Origin of the sequence: Rhodocyclus purpureus, from assembly GCF_016653115.1 — a bacterium.
Classification (GTDB): domain Bacteria; phylum Pseudomonadota; class Gammaproteobacteria; order Burkholderiales; family Rhodocyclaceae; genus Rhodocyclus; species Rhodocyclus purpureus.
The window spans coordinates 32,984-54,058 of sequence record NZ_NHRX01000038.1 but is presented as its reverse complement, the minus strand read 5'-3'; the positions used below and the strand labels follow the sequence as shown (position 1 = coordinate 54,058).

General features: G+C 67.0%; 18 protein-coding genes. 5 read left to right on the top strand and 13 right to left on the bottom strand.

Translation table 11 applies throughout. From position 1 onward, the window contains the following. Positions 1 to 14: 14 nt before the first annotated feature. Entirely contained in the window at positions 15 to 2,015 is a 2,001-nt protein-coding gene (locus tag CCR84_RS07695; protein WP_201211104.1) for a UvrD-helicase domain-containing protein, read from the bottom strand. A gap of 170 nt (positions 2,016 to 2,185) precedes the next feature. Then, a complete protein-coding gene (locus CCR84_RS07690) occupies positions 2,186 to 2,899 on the bottom strand; it encodes a DUF4197 domain-containing protein (RefSeq protein ID WP_201211102.1) in 714 nt (237 codons plus the stop codon). A 353-nt stretch (positions 2,900 to 3,252) separates the two neighbouring features. Here CCR84_RS07690 and CCR84_RS07685 point away from each other — a divergent pair, with 353 nt between their 5' ends. Beyond that, positions 3,253 to 4,467 (top strand): MFS transporter, encoded by a 1,215-nt coding sequence (locus tag CCR84_RS07685; protein ID WP_201211100.1) that lies wholly within the window; start codon positions 3,253 to 3,255, stop codon positions 4,465 to 4,467. A gap of 58 nt (positions 4,468 to 4,525) precedes the next feature. Here the strand turns inward: CCR84_RS07685 and CCR84_RS07680 are convergent, their stop codons facing one another. Further along, entirely contained in the window at positions 4,526 to 5,152 is a 627-nt protein-coding gene (locus CCR84_RS07680; protein WP_201211097.1) for an outer membrane protein, read from the bottom strand. A 264-nt stretch (positions 5,153 to 5,416) separates the two neighbouring features. Continuing rightward, a complete protein-coding gene (locus CCR84_RS07675; protein ID WP_201211094.1) occupies positions 5,417 to 6,340 on the bottom strand; it encodes a LysR family transcriptional regulator in 924 nt (307 codons plus the stop codon). Positions 6,341 to 6,439: 99 nt separating this feature from the next. Between CCR84_RS07675 and CCR84_RS07670 the strand changes: the two genes are divergently transcribed. Beyond that, entirely contained in the window at positions 6,440 to 7,216 is a 777-nt protein-coding gene (locus tag CCR84_RS07670) for a ferredoxin--NADP reductase (protein ID WP_201211092.1), read from the top strand. Between the two features lie 7 nt (positions 7,217 to 7,223). On the opposite strand, the gene CCR84_RS07665 is transcribed toward CCR84_RS07670, so the two are convergent. The 9 genes from CCR84_RS07665 to ilvA all read right to left on the bottom strand — a co-directional run bounded on the left by CCR84_RS07665 (position 7,224) and on the right by ilvA (position 15,766). Then, positions 7,224 to 7,904, bottom strand: coding sequence for a HipA domain-containing protein (locus tag CCR84_RS07665; RefSeq protein WP_242508612.1), 681 nt, complete (start codon positions 7,902 to 7,904; stop codon positions 7,224 to 7,226). Continuing rightward, positions 7,877 to 8,209 (bottom strand): hypothetical protein, encoded by a 333-nt coding sequence (locus CCR84_RS07660; protein WP_201211088.1) that lies wholly within the window; start codon positions 8,207 to 8,209, stop codon positions 7,877 to 7,879. Before CCR84_RS07660 ends, CCR84_RS07665 begins: the two co-directional genes overlap by 28 nt. Positions 8,210 to 8,502: 293 nt before the next feature. After that, a complete protein-coding gene (lipA, locus tag CCR84_RS07655) occupies positions 8,503 to 9,549 on the bottom strand; it encodes a lipoyl synthase (protein WP_242508602.1) in 1,047 nt (348 codons plus the stop codon). 14 nt (positions 9,550 to 9,563) lie between these two features. After that, positions 9,564 to 10,238, bottom strand: coding sequence for a lipoyl(octanoyl) transferase LipB (lipB, locus tag CCR84_RS07650; protein WP_201211086.1), 675 nt, complete (start codon positions 10,236 to 10,238; stop codon positions 9,564 to 9,566). A gap of 123 nt (positions 10,239 to 10,361) precedes the next feature. Then, positions 10,362 to 10,664 (bottom strand): YbeD family protein, encoded by a 303-nt coding sequence (locus tag CCR84_RS07645; protein WP_201211084.1) that lies wholly within the window; start codon positions 10,662 to 10,664, stop codon positions 10,362 to 10,364. Next, entirely contained in the window at positions 10,657 to 11,517 is an 861-nt protein-coding gene (locus tag CCR84_RS07640; RefSeq protein ID WP_201211081.1) for a D-amino acid aminotransferase, read from the bottom strand. The genes CCR84_RS07645 and CCR84_RS07640 overlap by 8 nt, the downstream gene beginning before the upstream one ends. Positions 11,518 to 11,536: 19 nt before the next feature. Further along, complete coding sequence (locus tag CCR84_RS07635; RefSeq protein ID WP_201211078.1) at positions 11,537 to 12,694, bottom strand: D-alanyl-D-alanine carboxypeptidase family protein; 1,158 nt, start codon at positions 12,692 to 12,694, stop codon at positions 11,537 to 11,539. A gap of 76 nt (positions 12,695 to 12,770) precedes the next feature. Then, positions 12,771 to 13,940 (bottom strand): MalY/PatB family protein, encoded by a 1,170-nt coding sequence (locus CCR84_RS07630; RefSeq protein WP_201211075.1) that lies wholly within the window; start codon positions 13,938 to 13,940, stop codon positions 12,771 to 12,773. Between the two features lie 314 nt (positions 13,941 to 14,254). Continuing rightward, the gene (ilvA, locus tag CCR84_RS07625) at positions 14,255 to 15,766 is read right to left on the bottom strand and encodes a threonine ammonia-lyase, biosynthetic (protein WP_201211060.1); all 1,512 of its coding nucleotides are present in this window, start codon (positions 15,764 to 15,766) and stop codon (positions 14,255 to 14,257) included. A gap of 226 nt (positions 15,767 to 15,992) precedes the next feature. On the opposite strand from ilvA, the gene CCR84_RS07620 reads away from it, so the two are divergent. The 3 genes from CCR84_RS07620 to CCR84_RS07610 all read left to right on the top strand — a co-directional run bounded on the left by CCR84_RS07620 (position 15,993) and on the right by CCR84_RS07610 (position 20,961). Next, positions 15,993 to 19,868, top strand: a complete 3,876-nt coding sequence (locus tag CCR84_RS07620) for a DUF3683 domain-containing protein (protein ID WP_201211058.1) — start codon at positions 15,993 to 15,995, stop codon at positions 19,866 to 19,868. A gap of 9 nt (positions 19,869 to 19,877) precedes the next feature. Beyond that, complete coding sequence (locus CCR84_RS07615; RefSeq protein ID WP_201211054.1) at positions 19,878 to 20,303, top strand: HIT family protein; 426 nt, start codon at positions 19,878 to 19,880, stop codon at positions 20,301 to 20,303. A 205-nt stretch (positions 20,304 to 20,508) separates the two neighbouring features. Then, positions 20,509 to 20,961 (top strand): REP-associated tyrosine transposase, encoded by a 453-nt coding sequence (locus CCR84_RS07610; protein ID WP_207186251.1) that lies wholly within the window; start codon positions 20,509 to 20,511, stop codon positions 20,959 to 20,961. The last annotated feature ends 114 nt before the right edge of the window (positions 20,962 to 21,075 follow it).

The window sequence follows — 21,075 nt, the reverse complement described above, 5'->3', positions numbered from 1 at the left end:
ACTGGGGACGGCGGCTACTTCTGCTTGCTGCCGAGCATCGCCTTCAGCGCCGACAGCCTGGCCGACCCGGTCGCCTTGTCGGGCGGCGTCGCGGCCTTGCCTCCGGAGATGCGCATCTCGCTGTCGCTCATCTCGCGGATGAAGCGCGACGGCTCGCAACTGATCAGTTCGCGTGCCTGCTTGCGCTTCTCGCAGTGCGAGAGGTGCAGCGAGCGCTGCGCGCGGGTGATGCCGACGTACATCAGGCGGCGCTCTTCCTCGATCTTTTCCGGCGACTGCGATTCACGGTGCGGCAGGATGCCTTCCTCGACGCCGATCAGGAAGACGTGCGGGAATTCGAGGCCCTTGGCCGCGTGCAGCGTCGATAGCTGGACGGCATCGACGTCGGTCTCACCCTTGTCGAGCAGGTTGATCAGCGCGATCGTCTGCGTCAGATCGATCAGCGTCTTGCCCTCTTCCTCGCCCTTGCTCGACAGCCAGTTGCACAACTCCGTCACGTTGCCCCACTTCGTCTGCGCGGCGCGCGGCTCCTCGTGGTCGTAGAGGAAGGCTTCGTAGCCGATCGCGGTGAGCAGGTCGGGCAGCACCTGGGCCGGGGGCTCCTTGTTCGCGCGCCACTCGAAGCGGTTGATGAAGGTGCAGAACTCGTGCAGCGGTGCCGCCTGGCGCGCCGGGACGCGGTGCGCGAAGCCTTCCTCGGTAGCGGCGGCAAAAAGCGAGAGGTGGCGTTCGCCGGCGTAGGTGCCGAGCGCGGCGAGCGTCTGCCCGCCGATGCCGCGCTTCGGCGTGGTCACGGCGCGGATGAAGGCCGGGTCGTCGTCGCTGTTGGCCAGCAGGCGCAGCCAGGAGGTGATGTCCTTGATCTCGGCCTTGTCGAAGAAGGACTGGCCGCCCGAGAGCAGGTAGGGAACCTTGTGGTTGCGCAGCTGCTGTTCGAGGAGACGCGCCTGGTAGTTGCCGCGGTAGAGGATCGCGTAGTCGCGGAACTGGCCGCGGTTCTCGAACTTGTGCGCCAGGAGCTTCATCACCACCGACTCGGCCTCGGCTTCCTCGTGCGGGCAGACGGTGAGCGTGATCGGGTCACCGTAGCCCAGGTCGGACCACAGCTTCTTGTCGAACAGCTTTTCGTTGTTGGCGATCAGCGCGTTGGCGGCCTTGAGGATGCGCACGGTCGAGCGGTAGTTCTGCTCGAGCATGATCACCTTCAGGTTCGGGTAGTCGCGCGGCAGTCCGCGCAGGTTCTCGATGTCGGCGCCGCGCCAGCCGTAGATCGCCTGGTCGTCGTCGCCAACCGCGGTAAAGGCGGCGCGCGGGCCGGCGATCAGCTTGAGCATCGCGTACTGGCAGGCGTTGGTGTCCTGGTACTCGTCGACGAGCAGGTAGCGCAGCCGGTTCTGCCATTTGGAGAGGATTTCCGGGTGCTTCTCGAACAGCTCGACCGGCAGCGCGATCAGGTCGTCGAAGTCGACCGCCTGGTAGGCACGCAGGGTCGCCGCGTAGCTATCGAAAACGCGCGCGGCGAGCACCTCGTGCTCGTCCTGCGCATCCTTTTTGGCCGCGTCGGGCGAGACGCGCGCGTTCTTCCAGCGCGAGATGATCGACTGCAGGCGGCGGATGGTCTGCTTGTCGACGGTGCCGGCCAAGTCGGTGATGATGCTCTGGCAGTCGGTCGAGTCGAAGATCGAGAACTTCGGCTTGTAGCCGAGCGCGGCGGCTTCCTCGCGCAGGATGCGCACGCCGAGCGAGTGGAAGGTCGAGATCGACAGACCCTTCGCCGAACCACCGAGCAGCTTGTCGATGCGCTCCTGCATCTCGCGCGCCGCCTTGTTGGTGAAGGTGATCGCGGCGATGTTGGCAGGGTTGAAGCCGCAGTCCTGGATCAGGTAGGCGATCTTCTGCGTGATCACCCGCGTCTTGCCGGAACCGGCACCGGCGAGCACGAGCAGCGGACCGTCGAGATAACGGATCGCCTCGCGTTGCGGGGGATTGAGACCGGCGGAAGGGGAAGCGGACATCGGCGGCGGACAGACAACGGAAGGGGCCGGATTCTAGCACGCGGGGTTTTCGCGGCTGCCGCTCCTGCCGTGGTGCGAGTCTCGTGGGAGGGCAGGCAGGCCCGAATCGTTTGGCTTACGAATTCGGGGCTACCGCCCCTCCCACATTTCGAGAACCGTCCCCGTATTTGTTATTTGATCGCGCCGAAGACCCTGGACAGGAGCTTCGAGCCGGTGCCGACCGGGTCCTGGCGGATCGCCTTTTCCTGCTCCGCGATCATCAGGTAGAGGCCGTCCAGGGCCTTGCGCGTGACGTACTGGTCGAGCTTGGCGTCTTCCTCGCTGACCAGGCCGAAACGCTGGGCCTTGCCGGCGAAGCGGTCGTAGGATTCGGCGAGCTTGACGCGCTCGGTCGCCTTCCTGACGATCGGCAGGAACTTCTCGCCGAGCGGGGTCGAGGTCGTGCGACGGAAGTACTGCGTCGCCGCGTCGTCGCCGCCGGCGAGGATTCCCTTGGCGTCGTCGATGCTCATCGACTTGACGGCATTGAGCAGGATCGGCTTGGCTTCGACGACCGCCGCCTCGGCGGCGCGGTTCATCGCCTCGACCAGTTCGTCGGCCTGCTTGCCCATGCCGAAGGTGCGCATCGCGCCCTCGACCTGACGCAGCGAGTCGGGCAGCGGAATCTTCACGCGCGCGTCGCCAAGGAAACCGTCGCGCTGGCCGAGTTGCTCGACGGCGACTGCTGCGCCGCGCGAGAGCGCTTCCTTGAGGCCGGACGCGCTCTCCTTGCTGGAGAGGTCGGCGAGGCCGACGGCTTGCGCCGGTGCGGCGGCGAGGAAGGCGAGCGCGCAGACGGCCGGCGCCAGCAGGGCGTGGAGGCGGGAGAAGAAGTTCTTCGACATGATCGCTCCTTGGCTTGAGTCGATGAGGTTGGCCGCATGCACGCCATGTCACCCGTTTCCAGGGAAGCGTGCGCTGCAACTATCGTTCAGCATAACGCAGCGAACTGTGGGGGAGCAACGACGTCACCCCACTCCAGTTCGCGGCGGCTGACGCTCCCAGGCAAGGCACCCGGGCAGGCGGTTCTCCCGTGGGAGGACCGGAAGGGCCGAAACTTGTCGATTCGATGCATTCGCGGCTGCCGCCGCTCCCACAGGATGGCGCGCAAGGATTTCGCGCGAAGACGAACTCGCTCTATAGTCCAGCCTCTGACGCCACGCTGCCCGCCCGGGCGCGACTTTCCGGGAAACCGCCCATGTTCGCCTCGCTACGCCGACCCGACGTCCTGATCACGACCCTTGCGGCCGCCGGAATCTTCATGGTCACGATGGGGCCGCGGCAGGCGCTCGGGTTGTTCATCGCGCCGATCGACGCCGACACCGGCGTCGGCATCGCGACCTTGAGCCTGGCGCTGGCGATCGGTCAGTTCGCCTGGGGTGCGGTGCAGCCGCTGGTCGGCGCGGTCGCCGACCGCTTCGGGCCGCGCGCGGTGCTGATCGGCGGACTGTTCGTGCTGGCGGCCGGCTGTGCGCTGACGCCGCTGATGACTTCAGGCCTCGGGCTGATCGTCTGCTTCGGCCTGCTCACCGCGATCGGCTCGGGCGCCGGCAGCTTCTCGGTGCTGATCGGCGCCGCCGCGCAACGCCTCCCGCTCGAGGCGCGCGGACCGGCGTCGGGCGTGATCAACGCCGGCGGCTCATTCGGCCAGTTCGTCTTCGCGCCGATCCTGCAGAAGCTGATCCAGACGGTCGGCTGGATGGGGTCGCTGTGGGCCCTGGCCGTGATGACGCTCGCCGCGCTACCGCTGGTCGGCAAGCTGACGCAGGGACAGCAGGCGCCGGTGAGGCACGCCGGCGAGGAGCAGGGACTGATGCAGGCCGTGCGCAGTGCGATGCGCGACCGCAGCTACCTGCTGCTGCACGCCGGTTTCTTCACCTGCGGCTTCCACGTCGCCTTCCTGGTCACGCACCTGCCCGGCGAAGTGAACCTGTGCGGACTGCCGGCTTCGGTCGCGAGCTGGTCGCTGGCGATCATCGGTCTCGCCAACATCTTCGGCAGCCTCTACGCGGGCTCCTGCGTCGCGCGCTATCGCAGCAAGTACGTGCTGGCGGCGATGTACGCGTCGCGTGCGCTCCTGATCGGCGCCTACCTGCTGGCGCCGCGCACCGACCTGACCTTCTACCTGTTCGCCGCCGGACTCGGCTTCACCTGGCTGGCGACCGTGCCGCCGACCGCGGCCATCGTCGGCAAGCTGTTCGGAGTGCGCTACCTCGCCACGCTGTTCGGACTGACGCTCCTGTCGCACCAGATCGGCGCCTTCTTCGGCGCCTGGCTCGGCGGGCTGGCGATCAGCCGCTTCGGCGACTACGGCTGGATGTGGTACGCCGACATGGTGCTGGCGGCCCTGGCGGCGCTGGTGAACCTGCCGATCCGGGAGGCACCGGTCGTCCGGCAGGCTGCGGTGGCCTGATCCGGAAGCCCGCTCATGAAAAACCCGCCTTCCGGCGGGTTTTTTATCTGCGGCTGGCTTAGAACTTGTAGCCGACGCCGATGATACCCGTGAGCGAATTGGGCTTGAGGGAGACGCGGTCAGCACCGTCCGTTGCGCTCTTACTCTCGAAGTTGGCCTGCTGGATTTCGGCGACACCGTAGAGGTTCGGGGTGAAGGCATACTTCAGGCCGACTCCGTAGGTATAACCGTTGAACGTTTCGCTATCAGAACCGGCCCCCGTTGCGCTCAACTCACCCTTCGTTGCAACGTAGCCGAGCTTCAAGTAGGCGAGAGTCTGAGGATTGATGTAGTAACCCGGATCGATGCTGACTCCCCAGGTGTCCTTGAGTTTGAACTCGGCGCTGTCACCATTGAAAGTTACCTTGCCGGCCTTCTGGTCGCCGATCGTGTAATAAGCGCTTGCAGCCAAGTTCCATTGGCCGAAGGACTGCGACCAGCCACCGGCGACCTGACCGACAAAGCTGGTGTCGTTCAGTTTGGTGCTGAGTGAATTGCCATTCCAAGTCTCGCTGTAATCCGACTGCGAATTCGCGAAGCCGACACCGGCCTGCACGAAGGGGCCGTCGAAGGCGGCGGGGGCGGCGACGGCGAAGGACGAAGCAGCGCTCAGCGCGGCAAGCATTGCAAGTTTCTTGAATTTCATGTTCAGGACTCCCGAGGTTGGCGTTTGTCATCAATTCACAGCAACAGCACCGCCAATCTATTCATTTGAGCTATCCCGAGTCAATAAGCAGCAATCAGCAAACGCGCGTAGCGGGGGACAGGCTGTTGCGCCGATGCAACAGTGAGTGAAGCGTGCCTCGTCCAGCAGACGAAACGTGACAGGCAGGAAGGCGAACCGCGTCACCTCATCGCGACGGCGGGAATTTATCCGATGCGTGACTGAGCATCACGCTTCGTCGCACTGCTACGGGATGAACGGCGTCCGCACCGTCGCTGCGCTGCTCGCGCCCTCCGTGATCGCCTGGCAGAGATCGCGAAACCGGCGCATCGCGGCGCTTTCGTGGCGCTGACGGTGGCGGACGAAGTAGAAATTACGGCCGAGGTCGAACTGCGGCGTGGCGACCTCGACCAGGCTGCCACGGCGGAACGCTTCGCGCAGCGCCAGCCGCGACAGGCAGCCGATACCGAGCCCCGATTCGACGGCGCGCTTGATACCCTCGGTATGCTCGAGTTCGAGGCGCAGATTCAAGCGGGCAAGCTGCGAGGCGATGACGCGGTCGAACAGGCCGCGCGTCCCCGAGCCGCGTTCGCGCAGGATCCACGACTGCGCCGCCAGCAGCGCGTTGTCGGCGGTCCGGATCGCGGCGAGCGGATGCTGCGGCGCACAGAAGACCACCAGCTCGTCCTTGAGCCAGGGTTCGACCTGTAGATCCGGGTGGCTGACCTCGCCCTCGACCAGCGCCAAGTCGCACTCGAAGCGCAAGAGGCGCGCGATGACGAGTTCGGTGTTGGCGACGTGCAACTGCGCCGGTGCATCGGGGTGCTGGCGCAGGTAGTCGGCGAGCACCAGCGTCGCCAAGTAGTTGCCGATGGTCAGCGTCGCGCCGACGTTGAGCGGCCCGAGCCTGCCGCCGGCGAGGTAGGCCTCGAGGTCGCGCGCCTGGCCGAGCAGCGACTCGGCCAGCGGCAGCAAGCCGGCGCCGGTCGCATTGAGGTGCAGCGACTTGCCGATGCGGTCGAACAGCGGGCTGTCGAACTGTCGCTCGAGTTCGACCAGCGCACTGCTCGCCGCCGATTGCGACATGGCGAGGCGTTCGGCGGCGCGCGAGACGTTCTCGGTCTTGGCGACCTCGGCGAAGATTTCGAGCTGGCGCAGGGTGATTCGCATATCGGCTTAGCAGATAACGGATAGAGAAATTATCCGCTTTTTCAATTGAGTGTCGAGGACTAGACTGCGTCCATCGTCAATTCCCCAAGAGCCTTGCTCATGAGCACTATCGCCGCCGAAACCGTCCTCTCGGTCCATCACTGGAACGACAACCTGTTCAGCTTCCGCACCACGCGCAACCCCGGCCTGCGCTTCACCAACGGCCAGTTCGTGATGCTCGGGTTGGAGGTGAATGGCCGGCCGCTGATGCGCGCGTACAGCATCGCCAGCGCCAACCACGAGGAACATCTCGAATTCTTCAGCATCAAGGTCCCCGACGGTCCGCTGACCTCGCGCCTGCAGCACCTGCGCCCGGGCGACCCGCTGCTGCTGAGCCGCAAGCCGACCGGGACGCTGGTCCTGCGCGACCTGAAGCCGGGACGCCGGCTGTTCCTGTTCGCCACCGGCACGGGCCTCGCGCCGTTCATGAGCCTGATCCACGACCCGGAAACCTACGAGCGCTTCGAGAAGGTCATCCTGGTGCACGGCGTGCGCTGGCAGAACGAGCTCGCCTATCACGACTACATCGAAGAAGAACTACCGCAGCACGAGTTCCTCGGCGAGATGGTCAGCGAACAGCTGGTCTACTACCCGACCGTCACCCGCGAAGCCTTCCGCAACCAGGGACGGCAGACTGACCTGATCCGCTCGGGCAAGCTGTTCGCTGACATCGGCGAGACGCCGCTCGACCCGGCGACCGACCGCGCGATGATCTGCGGCAGCCCGTCGATGCTCAAGGAAATCTCGGCGCTGCTCGACGGCTACGGTTTCCACATCTCGCCGCACATCGGCGTCGCCGGCGACTACCTGATCGAACGCGCCTTCGTCGAGCAATAGGCGATTTTCAGCAGCTGGCGTGGCAGCTGTCTAAAAAACGCTCGATCCTGCCCGCGTTTTCGGCGCAGATTCGCCGGAAATCGTCGCTGATGCGCGTGTCTTCGGCGCAGTTGCGCCAGTAGTCGGCAGCAGCAGGCGCCGCCCGCCGCCAGGTCGCCGCTTCTCCGGGAAGCGGCGGCTCGACGGAGAAGGCACGGGCCGGCAGTTCGCCGCCACGCAAGGGCGCATAGAGCATCGGCAGCATGTCGTAAACCGGCGCCAGGCGCAGACCGGGACGGAAAGCGAGATTGCCCTCGTGCATGTCGGTGTTGCCGATCAGCCTTCTGAAGGACCAGACCAGGTCGATCCGGGCAAGGTCTTCGGCCGTCAGCCAGCCGCGCGCGTGCAAGCGGCGCGCCGTACGCGGCCACGGCGCAGCCGCGCTGCCGATCAGTGCGGCGTTGATGCTCGCCAGCGTGCACACCGGCGAGCACCCGGATTCGCCGTGCCGGTCGAAGCGCTCGACTTCAAAAAAAGTCCGACCGCAAGCCCGGACGATGGCGCTTGTCGCCGCCAGAACACCCAGCTGGCTGAAGGATTCAAGGCCAAGATGCTCGCAGACGAGCAGGTCGGACCAGCGTTGTACCGCCGGCGAGCCGTCGGCACCCGAGAACTTGACGATCAGGTCGACGACCTGCCCCTGGCGCATCCAGCGCACGGTGAATTTCGGAAACTCGCCGCCCGCTGAAGAGCCGGCGACTCCCCGTGTCCCCTCCCCGCAGCGTCGATGCGATAGACGGGCAGCCCCGCTGCGCTGCCGCGCAGTTCGCGCCGCAGCGCGTAGCGGATGCGCCGCGAGCCGCCGCGGCTGACGACGCGGCCTTCGAGCGAACGCAGCGCGCGCGCCAGCGTCGAGCGGTTCACGCCGCCGAGCAGGCGACAAAGCTCGGCGCTGCCGGCACGCGGGTGCGCGCGCAGGATGCGCAGCAGGGTTTCAGGAAGGACACTGGTCATGGCGCGCAACGAATCATGCAACGAATGGTAGCGACTGAACCATTATTTCTCAATGATTTGGCGGGTACCGAGAACAGTTGCGCGCAACGAAAACAAGGGCTTGTTTCAGGATCGTGGCAGGTCCCCCGCAGCCCCCTTGCCTCACGCCAATTGACGTTACCGTCAGCGCAATTGCGCACGGCGGAGCGGGCGCCGGGCGCTCCTCATGGCTGTCAAAAAGTCGTCGCACCCGGCGCCCGCTCCACCGTGTCTGGCGAGTTCGGCATCGGAACAGAAAACCTGGGGCTTTCGACTCACTCCCGCAGTTCGACGCCCGCCTGCCGGTCGGCCCAGTAGCTCGAACGCACCAGCGGGCCGCAGGCGGCGGCGGTGAAGCCCATCTGCAGCGCGGCGCGCTGGTAGTCGACGAAGACGTCGGGGTGCACGTAGCGCGTTACCGGCAGGTGGTGTGCCGAGGGGGCGAGGTACTGGCCGATGGTGAGCATCTCGGTGTCGTGCTCGCGCAGGTCGCGCAGCACTTCGAGGATTTCCTCGTCGGTTTCGCCCAGACCGACCATCAGCCCGGACTTGGTCGCGACCGCAGGACAACGCGCCTTGAAGGCCTTCAAGAGCGCCAGCGAGTGCGCGTAGTCGGCACCGGGACGCGCCTGCTTGTACAGGCGCGGCACCGTTTCGAGGTTGTGGTTGAGCACGTCGGGCGGATCGGCGCAGAGGATGTCGAGCGCGACGTCGAGGCGGCCACGGAAATCGGGGACCAGCGCCTCGATCACCGTCGTCGGCGACGCGGCACGCACGGCACGGATGACCTCGACGAAGTGGGCGGCGCCGCCGTCGCGCAGGTCGTCGCGGTCGACGCTAGTGATGACGACGTAGCGCAGCTTGAGCGCGGCGACACTGGCGGCGATCTTCGCCGGTTCGGCCGCGTCGGGGGGCAGCGGCTTGCCGTGGCCGACGTCGCAGAACGGGCAGCGGCGCGTGCAGATGTCGCCGAGGATCATGAAGGTCGCGGTGCCGCGGCTGAAGCACTCGCCGATGTTCGGGCAGGTCGCTTCCTCGCAGACGGTGTGCAGGTGCTGCTCGCGCAAGAGGCGCTTGATCTCGTTGAAGCGGGTGCTGTCGCCGCCGAGCTTGACGCGGATCCACGACGGCTTGCGCAGCGGCTCGGCGGGAACGACCTTGATCGGGATGCGCGCGGTCTTCGCCTCGCGCTTCTGCTTTTCGCCGGGAACGAGCCGGACCGGGGCGGCCGCGACCGCGCCGTCGGCAGATGCAGCAGCGCCGGCGGTCATGGAATCGGTCCCGGCGCTCGCCTCGGGGGTGCCGCTGACGGGTTCGGACATGCTCATGCTTCCTTTCATTGTTCCAGACCGGCCGGGCCGGCGGCCGTCAGTTGCGCGGACAGGTGCCGCACCAGCGCCAGCCCGGCGGCGTGCGGCGTCAGCGGGACGCCGAGCACGCGCGTCTGCGTCACGGCGAGTCCGGCGTAGCCGCAGGGATTGATCGCGGCGAACGGCGATAGATCCATGTCCACGTTGAGCGAGACGCCGTGGTAGCTGCAGCCGTTGCGGATGCGCAGCCCGAGCGCGGCGATCTTGGCCGGCGACGCCGGCCTGCCCGTGCCGTCCGCCAGGCCGACATAGACTCCCGGCGCGCCGTCGATCCGCCCGGCGGCGACGCCGTGCTCGGCGAGCAGGTCGATCACCGCCTGCTCGATGCGGGTGACCAGTTCGCGCACCTTCAGCCGGCGACGGTTGAGGTCGACGAGCAGGTAGACCACCACCTGCCCGGGGCCGTGGTAGGTGATCTGCCCGCCGCGGTCGATCTTCACCAGCGGCACGCCGATGTCGGCGAGCAGGTGTTCGGGGCGGCCGGCCTGGCCGAGTGTGAACACCGGCGGATGCTCGCACAGCCACAGCTCGTCGGCGGTGTCGGGACCGCGCGCGGCGGTGAACGCCATCATCGCGTGCCAGGTCGGCTCGTAGTCGACGCGGCCGAGTTCGCGCAGCAGCGGAAGGGCGGGAGGATTCACGTCAGTGTGAGACGGCAGCGCAGGATAGCGTTGATTCGGGACTGCCGGCCCTCCCACAGCAGCTTGCTGCGGGAGCGTTTTGCGCGGGAGAGTCGGAAGAGGCGGCAGCCACCACGCCACCACTCACAGCACGACCTTGACCAGCGGGTGCGCGGTCAGCTCGCGGTAGAGCGCGTCGAGCTGTGCGCGCGAGACGGCCGTCACCGTGCAGGTGAGGCTCACGTACTTGCCGCCGCTGGAAGCGCGCATTTCCATCGTCCTGCCGTCGAAACCGGGGTCGTGGCGCAGCACGATGTCCAGCACCGCCTGCGCCAGCGCGCCGTCGGAACGGCCCATGATCTTCAGCGGGAACGCACAGGGAAAGTCGAACAGCGCGTCGCCCGACGTGGCGTTCGCGGCAGGCAGGGGGGAGGGACGATCAGGCATCGCTGTTCCTCATCACTTGGTCACGAAAGGCGCTGTACCACGCGTACATCTGCTGGGCCGCCGGCCCGGGGCGGCCGTCACCGACCGGCTGGCCGTCGAGCGTGACGATCGCCAGCACTTCCTTGGTCGACGAGGTCATCCACAGCTCGTCGGCAGCGCGCAGCTCGGCCTCGGCGATGTCGCGTACCTCGAACTTCATGCCGTGGCGGGCGGCGAGTTCGAGCACCACGTCGTAGGTGATCCCCGGCAGCATGCGCCAGTCCTTCGGCGGCGCCAGCAGGACCCCGTCCTTGACGACGAAGATGTTCGACGCGGCGCCCTCGCTCAGAAGGCCGTCGCGCAGCATGATCGCCTCGACGCTGCCGACATCGACCGCCTGCTGCCGCGCCAGCACGTTGGCGACCAGCGAGATCACCTTCAGGTCGCAGCGCGCCCAGCGCGCATCGGCGACGGTGATCGCGGCGGCGCCGGCAGCGCGCTGGACGGGTCCCGGCGTCACCAGCGGCGCGGTGAACACGAACACCGTCGGCGGCACGCCGACCGGGAAGGCGTGGTCACGCATCACGTCGGCGCCGCGCGTCACCTGCAGGAGCACCGACTGGTCCTCGCTCTCGCCGGCGGCGACGATGCGCGCGATCACCTCGCGCCATTCGGCGTCGGCCAGCGGATTGGGCAGGCGGATCGCGTCGAGCGTCTTCTGCAGCCGTGCCAGATGCTCGTCGAGGCGGAAGGGCCGGCGCGAATAGACCGGAATCACCTCGTAGGCACCGTCGCCGAAGAGGAAACCGCGGTCGAGCGGCGAAATCTTCGCCTCGGCCAGTGGCAGGTATTGCCCGTTCAGATAGACCGTCATCGTCTTCTCCCCAAGCTCGCTATCGATTGAACCACTGCCGCACCGCGTGGCGCAGCTTGTCCACCATCCCGGCGACGGCGACGGGTTCGAGCGCCTGTACCGGGAATTCGCCCCAGGACTTGCCGTCCACCTGCAGGCGCACCCGGCCGACCGTCTGGCCGAGGCTGACAGGCGCCGTCAGCGACTGCGGCGCGACCAGTTCGGCCTTGATGCGCGACGCGGCGCCCTTCGGCACGGCGACGACCAGGCCGCTGGTGAAGCCGGCGCCGACGCTCTCTTCGGCGCCCTCGGCCACCTTCAGTCGGGAAACGGGCTGGCCCCTGGCGTAGAGCTGCACCGCATCGAAGGACTGGAAACCGTGGTCGAGCAGCTTCTGCGATTCCTGTGCACGCGCCGCTTCGCTGGCCGTGCCGAGCACCACCGCCAGCAGCCGGCGCTGCCCGCGCTTGGCCGACGAGATCAGGCAGTAGCCGGCAGCCTGGGTATGGCCGGTCTTGACGCCATCGACGCTCGGGTCCATCCACAGGAGCCGGTTGCGGTTGGGCTGGGTGATGTCGTTGTGGCGGAATTCCTTGAGCGCGTAGTAGCGCGCGTACTCGTCGGGGAAGTCGCGGATCAGCGCGCTGGTCAGCGTCGCCAGGTCACGCGCCGTCGAGTAGTGCTGCGGGTCGGGCAGGCCGGTCGGGTTGCGGAAGCTCGACGCCTTCATGCCCAGTCGCTGCGCCTGGCGGTTCATCATCTGCACGAAGCCTTCCTCGCTGCCGCCGATCTGCTCGGCAAGCGCGAGGGTCGCGTCGTTGCCGGAATGGACGATCATGCCCTTGATCAGGTCCTCGACGACGACCGGTTTGCCGGGCAGCAGGAACATGCGCGATCCGGGAGCACGCCAGGCATTCTCGGACACCTTGATCGCCTGATCGCGCTTGAGCGTGCCGTCCTTCAGCGCCGCGAAGCTGAGGTAGGCGGTCATCAGCTTGGTCAGCGATGCCGGCTCGAGCCGTTCGTCGGCGCCCTGCTCGGAGAGCGTCTGTCCGGAAGCGAACTCGATCAGCAGCCAGGCCTTGGCGGCCAGCGCAGGCGACGCCGGGCCCGGCTCGGCAGCAGCCGGCGCCGAGGCGCAGGTCAGCAGCACGAGGACAGCGGCAAGGAAGCGACGGAAACTGTACAGGGGGGCCATGGCGATGCAGTCCCGCGAGGACGACGGCAAACGGAAAATTATAGCCGCCGCCCGCCGGCACCCCTGTAAGGGTTTGTTACTGCGCCACCGCTGCGCAGGCTGCCTGCATGCGCGCCAGCGCCGCATCGAGCGTCGCGCGCGGGCAGCCATAGTTGAGGCGCACCCAGCCCGGCAGACCGAAGTCGGCGCCGTTGTTGAGGCCGACCCCGGCCGCCTCGAAGAAAGCCGCCGGCTCGGCCACGCCGGGCAAGCCGCGCGCGTCGATCCAGGCCAGGTAGCCGGCCTCGACGTGGGTCATCGACAGGCCCGGCATCTCTGCCACCGCCGCCTCGACGCGGTCGCGGTTACCGCGCAGGTAGTCGAGCAGCGCCAGCCGCCAGTCCTCGCAGTCGCGCAGCGCGGCCGCGCAGGCGACGTAGCCGAAGAGGTTCACGTGCGGGACGATGCCGTTCATGACCCCGCTGAAGCGCCGGCGCAGGCTCGCGTCGGGGATCACCGCCCAGGCGCAGCCGAGACCGGGGATGTTGTAGGTCTTCGACGGCGCCATCAGCGTGATGCTGCGCGCTGCGGCGTCCTCGTCGATCGTCGCGAAGGGCTGGTGCCTGCCCCCGCCGTCGAGGACCAGGTCGCAGTGGATCTCGTCGGAACAGACGACGAGGTCGTGGCAGCGGCAGAAGTCGGCCAGTTCGGCGAGTTCGTCGGCGCTCCAGGCGCGGCCGACCGGGTTGTGCGGGTGGCAGAGCAGCAGGAGCGCCGGCGCCTTGTCGCCGCCCTGAGCGCAGGCAGCGGCCATGGCGGCGAAGTCGAACACCCAGCGGCCATTGCGCTCGACCAGCGGCACCGTCGTCAGCGCGCGCCCGGAAAGCTTCGGCGCCGACAGGAAGGGCGGATAGACCGGCGTCGCCGTCAGCACGCCGCCGTCGACCGCGCGGCAGGCGACGTTGAGCCCGGTGACCAGCCCCGGCAGCCAGACGATCCAGTCGGACTCGATCTGCCAGCCGTAGCGGCGGTCGAGATAGGCGACGACCGCGTCCGTGACTTCCTGCGTCGGCACGCTGTAGCCGAGGATGCCGTGGTCGAGCCGCTGCTGCACCGCGGCGAGCACCGCCGGCGGCGAAGCAAAATCCATGTCGGCGACCCACAGCGGCAGCACGTCGCGGCCGGCGTAGCGGTTCCACTTGAGCGAGTCGCCGTCGCGGCGCTCGATGACACGGTCGAAATCGAAGACGGGATCGTTCTGCTGCATCGGAGCATCCTGAAAAGGGTCAAGCGGCGCGGCCCTGAGCCACGCGCCAGTGAAAGGCAAGAAGAGTCAGCGTGAAACGGCGAAGGGATTGCGCAAAGACGCTGTCCCTGAGCAGCAGCCGGTCATCGCGAGCCCGCGGGGCGTGGCGATCCAGCGCGTAGGGCTGGTGTGCCCGCGGACATCGGGTGACGGGGCGAAAATGGAAGCACGAACTGGATTGCCACGGCGCTGCACGCCTCGCAATGACGGAATCAAGGCGAATGCTGGCGTTTCATGGCATGGAGCAGCGGAACGGAGCATGATCGCTGCCAAGACTAGCCGAGAAATAGCCGGTAAGCCGGATTGGCGGTCTCGTTCCAGTGCGCGTAGCCGAGGCTTTCGAGGAATTCCTCGAACTTGCCCATCTCGTCAGGCGGCACCTGCATGCCGACGAGGACGCGGCCGTAGTCGGCACCGTGGTTGCGGTAGTGGAAGAGGCTGATGTTCCAGCCGGCACTCATGTGGTTGAGGAAGTTCATCAGCGCGCCGGGGCGCTCGGGAAACTCGAAACGATAGACGAGCTCGTTGTCGATCTGCGGCGCGTGGCCGCCGACCATGTGGCGGATGTGCAGCTTGGCCATCTCGTCGTCGGTCAGGTCGAGCGTCGCGTAACCGTGCTTCCTCAACTGCTCGACCAGCTTCAGCGACTCGGCGCGCGAGGCGACCTGGACGCCGACATAGACGTGCGCTTCCCGCTGGTCGTTGTAACGGTAGTTGAACTCGGTGATGCTGCGCGAGCCGATCAGCGAGACGAACTTCTTGTAGGCACCAGGCTTCTCGGGCAGCGTCACCGCAAGCACCGCCTCGCGCCGTTCGCCGATTTCGGCGCGCTCGGCGACGAAGCGCAGGCGGTCGAAGTTGGTGTTGGCACCGGAAGCGACGGCGACGAGCGTCTTGTCCTTCAGCTTGTGCTGGCGCGCGTATTCCTTGGCACCGGCGATGGCCAGCGCGCCCGAGGGCTCGAGGATCGAGCGCGTGTCCTCGAAGACATCCTTGATCGCCGCGCAGATGGCGTCGGTATCGACGAGGATCACCTCATCGACGACTTCCCTGCAGACGCGGAAGGTTTCCTCGCCGACGTACTTGACCGCGGTGCCGTCGGCAAAGAGGCCGACCGTGTCGAGGCGGACGCGGTGGCCGGCCTTCAGCGAGCGGTCCATCGCGTCAGCGTCGAAGGTCTCGACGCCGATCACCTTGACCTCGGGACGGACGCGCTTGATGTAGGCACCGACCCCGGCCGCCAGCCCGCCGCCGCCGATGGCGACGAACACCGCGTGGATCGGCTTCGGGTGCTGGTGCAGGATTTCCATGCCGATCGTCCCCTGCCCGGCGATCACGTCCGGATCGTCGAAGGGATGGACGAAGGTCAGCTTCTGCTCCTTCTCCAGCAGCAGCGAGTGCGCGTAGGCCTCGTCGTAGGAGTCGCCGGCGAGCACCACCTCGCCGCCGCGCGCGGCGACCGCCTGCACCTTGATCTGCGGCGTCGTCGTCGGCATCACGATCACCGCGCGGCAACCGATCTTCGCCGCCGACAGCGCCACCCCCTGCGCGTGGTTGCCGGCCGAGGCGCAGATGACACCGCGCTTCAGCTTCTCGGGCGAGAGTTTGGCGATCTTGTTGTAGGCACCACGCAGCTTGAACGAGAACACCGGCTGCATGTCCTCGCGCTTCAACAGGATGCGGTTGCCGATGCGCGCCGAGAGCGTCGGCGCCGGGTCGAGCGGCGTCTCGACGGCGACGTCGTACACGTGGGCGTTGAGGATCTTCTGCAGATAATCCGGGTGCATGGCAAGCTTCTTTCGGTCGGCAAAGGAGGATTCTAGCACCCGGAACCGGGAGGGGATTTTCGGGTCTGAGTCGCGATTGCGGCGACAGCGATGGTCGCCGCCGCCCGCCGAGCGCCGCCCCGGGAACGCGTACGACATGACGACCGCGTCATCACGGGCGTGCGCTGCCCCGCGAGGGTGTCCTTTCTACGCTAGAATCCTGCCTTTAGTGCATCCCGGATCCACCATGTCCGCTCGCCTGCGCGAAATCCCCTACAACTACACCTCGTTCTCCGACCGCGAGATCGCCATCCGCCTGCTCGGCGAAGACAACTGGGCGCTGCTCGACCAACTGCGTACGCAACGCGTCACCGGTCGCTCGGCGCGGATGCTCTACGAGGTGCTCGGCGACATCTGGGTCGTCCAGCGCAACCCCTACCTCGAGGACGACCTGCTCGCCAGCCCGCAGCGGCGCGAGGCGCTGATCGGCGCGCTGCGCCACCGGCTGACCGAGGTCGACAAGCGGCGCGACGGCAACGCCTCGGTTGCCCGCCTGGTCTCGGCGGGGCATCAGGCGGTCGACGCCTTCGCCCGCCACTTCGAGCAGACCGCGCAGTTGCGCGCACGCGCGCTCAAGCTGCTGGCGCGGCACACCAACCGCGACAACATCGCCTTCGACGGACTGGCCCGCGTCGCCCACGTCACCGACGCTACCGACTGGCGCGTCGAATACCCCTTCGTCGTGCTCACCCCCGACACCGAGGAGGAAATCGCGCCGCTGGTGAAGGGCTGCATCGAACTCGGGCTGACAATCATCCCGCGTAGCGGCGGCACCGGCTACACCGGCGGCGCCGTGCCGCTGACGGCGATGTCGGCCGTGATCAACACGGAAAAGCTGATCGACATCGGACCGGTCGAGGAAAGCGAACTACCCGGGGTCGACCGGCGCGTGGCGACGATCCGCACCGGTTCCGGCGTCGTCACACGGCGCGTCGCCGAAGCGGCCGAGGCGAAGGGACTCGTCTTCGCGGTCGACCCGACCTCGGCCGACTCGTCCTGCGTCGGCGGCAACGTGGCGATGAACGCCGGTGGCAAGAAGGCCGTGCTCTGGGGAACCGCGCTCGACAACCTGGCTTGGTGGAAGATGGTCACGCCGGACGGCGACTGGCTGGAGATCGAACGCCTCAACCACAACTTGGGCAAGATCCACGAACAGGAAACGGTGTCGTTCCGCCTGCGCCGCTACAGCCCGGGAACCTACCAGTTGCTCGACGAGGAACGGATCGACGTTCCCGGCACGACCTTCCGCAAGGTCGGACTCGGCAAGGACGTCACCGACAAGTTCCTCGCCGGCATCCCCGGCGTGCAGAAGGAAGGCTGCGACGGGCTGATCGTCGCCGCGCGCTGGGTGCTGCACAAGATGCCGCCGCACACGCGCACCGTCTGCCTCGAATTCTTCGGCCAGGTGCGCGAGGCGGTGCCGGCGATCGTCGAGATCACCGACTACTTCAAGCCGGGCGGCGCAGGCCACGCGGCCGGCGTGCTGCTGGCCGGCCTCGAACACCTCGACGAACGCTACGTCAAGGCGGTCGGCTACGCGACCAAGACGACGCGCCACGGCCGGCCGAAGATGGTGCTGGTCGGCGACATCGTCGGCCACGACGAGGACGCGGTCGCGGCTGCGGCCGAGGCCGTGGTGCGCATGTGCCACGCGCGCAGCGCCGAAGGCTTCATCGCTGTCGCTCCCGAGCTGCGCAAGAAGTTCTGGCTCGACCGCTCGCGCACCGCGGCGATCTCGCGCCACACCAACGCGTTCAAGGTCAACGAGGACGTGGTCATCCCGCTGCCGCGCATGGGTGACTACTGCGACGGCATAGAGCGCATCAACATCGAGCTGTCGATCAGGAACAAGCTGGCGCTGTGCGACGCGCTCGCCGAGTTCCTCGCCGGCGACCTGCCGCTGCACCGTGGCGACGCCGCGCTCGACAAGGAAGTGATGATCGGCGATCGCCGCCAGAGCGGGCTCGACATCGTCGCCAACGTGCGCCGGCGCTGGCAGTGGCTGCTCGACAACCTCGACCTGCCGCTGGCCGAGGCCGAAGCGCAGTTCGCCGAGTACGGCATCGCAGCCGGCCCGCTCTCCAACCGCGCCGCCGACCCGCGTCTCTTCCACCGCCTGCAGGACTACTCGGTGCGCGTGTCGTGGAAGGGCGAACTGAAGCCCGACCTGGAAACGGTCTTCGACGGCAACTTCTACGTACCGATCGTCGACCGCATCGAGGCGATCCACCGCGAGGTGCTGCGCGGCCGCGTCTTCGTCGCGCTGCACATGCACGCCGGTGACGGCAACGTGCATACCAACATCCCGGTCAATTCGGACAACTACGAGATGCTGCAGACCGCCAACCGCGCGGTCGAACGCATCATGGCACTGGCGCGCTCGCTCGGCGGCGTGATCTCGGGCGAGCACGGGATCGGCATCACCAAGCTCGAATTCCTCACCGACGCCGAGATGCAGCCCTTCCGCGACTACAAGGCACGGATCGACCCGAAGGGCCATTTCAACAAGGGCAAGCTGCTTCCCGGCGGCGACCTCAGCAAGGCCTACACGCCCTCGTTCTCGCTGCTCGGCGCCGAGAGCCTGATCATGGAGCAGTCCGAGATCGGCGGAATTTCCGCGTCGATCAAGGACTGCCTGCGTTGCGGCAAGTGCAAGCCGGTGTGCTCGACGCACGTGCCGCGCGCCAACCTGCTCTACAGCCCGCGCAACAAGATCCTCGCCACCTCGCTCTTGATCGAGGCTTTCCTCTACGAGGAGCAGACGCGGCGCGGCATCTCGCTCAAGCACTTCGACGAGTTCAACGACGTCGCCGACCACTGCACGGTCTGCCACAAGTGCGTCACCCCCTGCCCGGTCGATATCGACTTCGGCAACGTCTCGGTGGCGATGCGCAACTTCCTGCGCGTCGAAGGCAAGAAGAAGTTCCGTCCGGCCTCGGCAGCGGCGATGGCCTTCCTGACCATGAAGGACCCGGCGCGGATCAAGGCCGCGCGCAAGGGAATGATCGAGTGGGGCTACCAGGCGCAGCGCCTCGCGCACCGCACGGCCAAGTCGCTCGGGCTGATCCAGCGCCAGGTCGAGCACCCGCCGGCGACGCTCGGAGCACCGAAGATCAAGGAACAGGTGATCCACTTCATCAACAAGCCGATGCCCGGCGGGCTGCCCAAGCGCATGTCGCGCGCGCTGCTCGAGATCGAGGACAACACGATCGTCCCGATCATCCACGACCCGAAGAAGAACGGCGAGGACAGCGATGCCGTCTTCTACTTCCCCGGTTGCGGCTCGGAGCGGCTGTTCTCGCAGGTCGGACTGGCGACGCAGGCGATGCTTTACCATGTCGGCGCGACGACGGTGCTCCCGCCCGGCTACCTGTGCTGCGGCTACCCGCAGAACGCTTCGGGCAACGCCGACGCAGCGCAGAAGATCGTCACCGACAACCGCGTGCTCTTCCACCGCGTCGCCAACACGCTCAACTACCTCGACATCAAGACGGTGATCGTCTCCTGCGGCACCTGCATCGACCAGCTCGCCAAGTACGAGTTCGACCGCATCTTCCCGGGCTGCCGCCTGCTCGACATCCACGAATACCTGCTCGAAAAGGGCGTGCGCCTCGAAGGCACCACGGGAACGCGCTACCTCTACCACGACCCCTGCCATACGCCGATGAAGACGATCTCCGGCGTCAAGGCGGCGAATCAGCTGCTCGGCCAGCGCGTCGACCTCTCCGACCGCTGCTGTGGCGAATCGGGGACGCTCGCCGTGACCCGCCCCGACGTGTCGACGCAGGTGCGCTTCCGCAAGCAGGATGAAATCGTCCGCGGCAACGAGATCCTGCGCCGCGACGTCGACGCGCAGGGCCGCGAAACGCGCTTCGCCGGCGAGGTGAAACTGCTCACCTCGTGCCCGTCCTGCCTGCAGGGCCTGTCGCGCTACGAGGGCGACACCGACGTCAAGGCCGACTACATCGTCGTCGAGATGGCCAAGCGCCTGCTCGGCGAAAACTGGATGAGCGACTACGTCGCCAGCGCCAAGGACGGCGGCATCGAGCGCGTGCTGCTTTAAGGGGACAGCATGAAACATACTGTCCCTGACTGCCCGCTTTGTGCGCCGCAGACAGCCGCGAGCCTGCTCTGGCAGGACGATTTCTGCCGCGTGATCGCGGTCGACGACGCCGACTATCCGGGCTTCTGCCGCGTCATCCTCGCGCGCCACGTGCGCGAGATGAGCGACTTGCCTGAGGACGAGCAGCTGCGGCTGATGCGCATCGTCTGCGCCGTCGAGCAGGTGGTCCGGGAATGCACGGGTGCCGACAAGATCAACCTGGCGAGCTTCGGCAACATGGTCCCGCACCTGCACTGGCACGTGATCCCGCGCTGGCAGGACGACTGCAACTTCCCCGAGGCGATCTGGGCGCCACGGCAGCGGGCCGGCGCCGCCCGTGCGCCGGTCGACCGCGAGCGCCTGCGCGCCAGCCTGGCCACGGCGCTCGGCGCCTGACATTCGGGCCTCACGGCCCTCCCACGAGAGAAACTCGCGGCGTCGGGCATCTCGTGGCAGTGGCGTCAGCCACGAATCGTGAACAAGCCTTCGGGCCTTCCGACCCTCCCACAAGAGAAGCACACGGCTGTCGGCCATCTGGTGGGAGTGGCGTCAGCCACGAACCCGTGCATTCTCAAGCCTGACGATTTACGCTCAGGTCATCATGTTCCACTCTTCATCTTTGCGTCGCGGCAGGCATTCCGAGCCTGGTCGCATCTATCTCGTGACGACGGTAACGCATGGCCGTCAGCCCTTGTTCGTTGATTTCCAGCTCGCCCGCCTCGTGATCTCGCAATTGCGCGAGTCCGACGGCCTCGGTCGCTGTAAAACCCTCGCTTATGTGCTGATGCCGGATCACCTGCACTGGCTGTTGCAACTCGAGGACGCAGAGCTCTCCGAGTTGGTGGGGACGGTCAAGGCCAATGCCGCCAGACTGATCAACGAGGTTTGTGGAGCCAAAGGAATGAAACGCTGGCAGGATGGTTTTTTCGACCACGCGCTGCGCATGGAAGAGGATCTTGCTGCCAGCGCGCGCTACATCGTCGCCAACCCTTTGCGCGCAGGAATAGTCAGCCGGATCGGCGACTACCCGCACTGGGACGCGGTCTGGTTGTGACTGCCGACGCCCATGCATTCGGGCCTCACGGCCCTCCCACAAGAGAAGCACCCGGCGTCGGTCATCTTGTGGGAGTGGCGTCAGCCACGAATCGTGAACAAGCCGTTCGGGCCT

Coding starts and splice junctions, on each gene's coding strand:
- CCR84_RS07695 (WP_201211104.1), bottom strand. CDS start 2,015: ATGTCCGCTTCCCCTTCCGCCGGTCTCAATCCCCCGCAACGCGAGGCG.
- CCR84_RS07690 (WP_201211102.1), bottom strand. CDS start 2,899: ATGTCGAAGAACTTCTTCTCCCGCCTCCACGCCCTGCTGGCGCCGGCC.
- CCR84_RS07685 (WP_201211100.1), top strand. CDS start 3,253: ATGTTCGCCTCGCTACGCCGACCCGACGTCCTGATCACGACCCTTGCG.
- CCR84_RS07680 (WP_201211097.1), bottom strand. CDS start 5,152: ATGAAATTCAAGAAACTTGCAATGCTTGCCGCGCTGAGCGCTGCTTCG.
- CCR84_RS07675 (WP_201211094.1), bottom strand. CDS start 6,340: ATGCGAATCACCCTGCGCCAGCTCGAAATCTTCGCCGAGGTCGCCAAG.
- CCR84_RS07670 (WP_201211092.1), top strand. CDS start 6,440: ATGAGCACTATCGCCGCCGAAACCGTCCTCTCGGTCCATCACTGGAAC.
- CCR84_RS07665 (WP_242508612.1), bottom strand. CDS start 7,904: ATGCGCCAGGGGCAGGTCGTCGACCTGATCGTCAAGTTCTCGGGTGCC.
- CCR84_RS07660 (WP_201211088.1), bottom strand. CDS start 8,209: ATGACCAGTGTCCTTCCTGAAACCCTGCTGCGCATCCTGCGCGCGCAC.
- lipA (WP_242508602.1), bottom strand. CDS start 9,549: ATGTCCGAACCCGTCAGCGGCACCCCCGAGGCGAGCGCCGGGACCGAT.
- CCR84_RS07645 (WP_201211084.1), bottom strand. CDS start 10,664: ATGCCTGATCGTCCCTCCCCCCTGCCTGCCGCGAACGCCACGTCGGGC.
- CCR84_RS07640 (WP_201211081.1), bottom strand. CDS start 11,517: ATGACGGTCTATCTGAACGGGCAATACCTGCCACTGGCCGAGGCGAAG.
- CCR84_RS07635 (WP_201211078.1), bottom strand. CDS start 12,694: ATGGCCCCCCTGTACAGTTTCCGTCGCTTCCTTGCCGCTGTCCTCGTG.
- CCR84_RS07630 (WP_201211075.1), bottom strand. CDS start 13,940: ATGCAGCAGAACGATCCCGTCTTCGATTTCGACCGTGTCATCGAGCGC.
- ilvA (WP_201211060.1), bottom strand. CDS start 15,766: ATGCACCCGGATTATCTGCAGAAGATCCTCAACGCCCACGTGTACGAC.
- CCR84_RS07620 (WP_201211058.1), top strand. CDS start 15,993: ATGTCCGCTCGCCTGCGCGAAATCCCCTACAACTACACCTCGTTCTCC.
- CCR84_RS07615 (WP_201211054.1), top strand. CDS start 19,878: ATGAAACATACTGTCCCTGACTGCCCGCTTTGTGCGCCGCAGACAGCC.
- CCR84_RS07610 (WP_207186251.1), top strand. CDS start 20,509: ATGTTCCACTCTTCATCTTTGCGTCGCGGCAGGCATTCCGAGCCTGGT.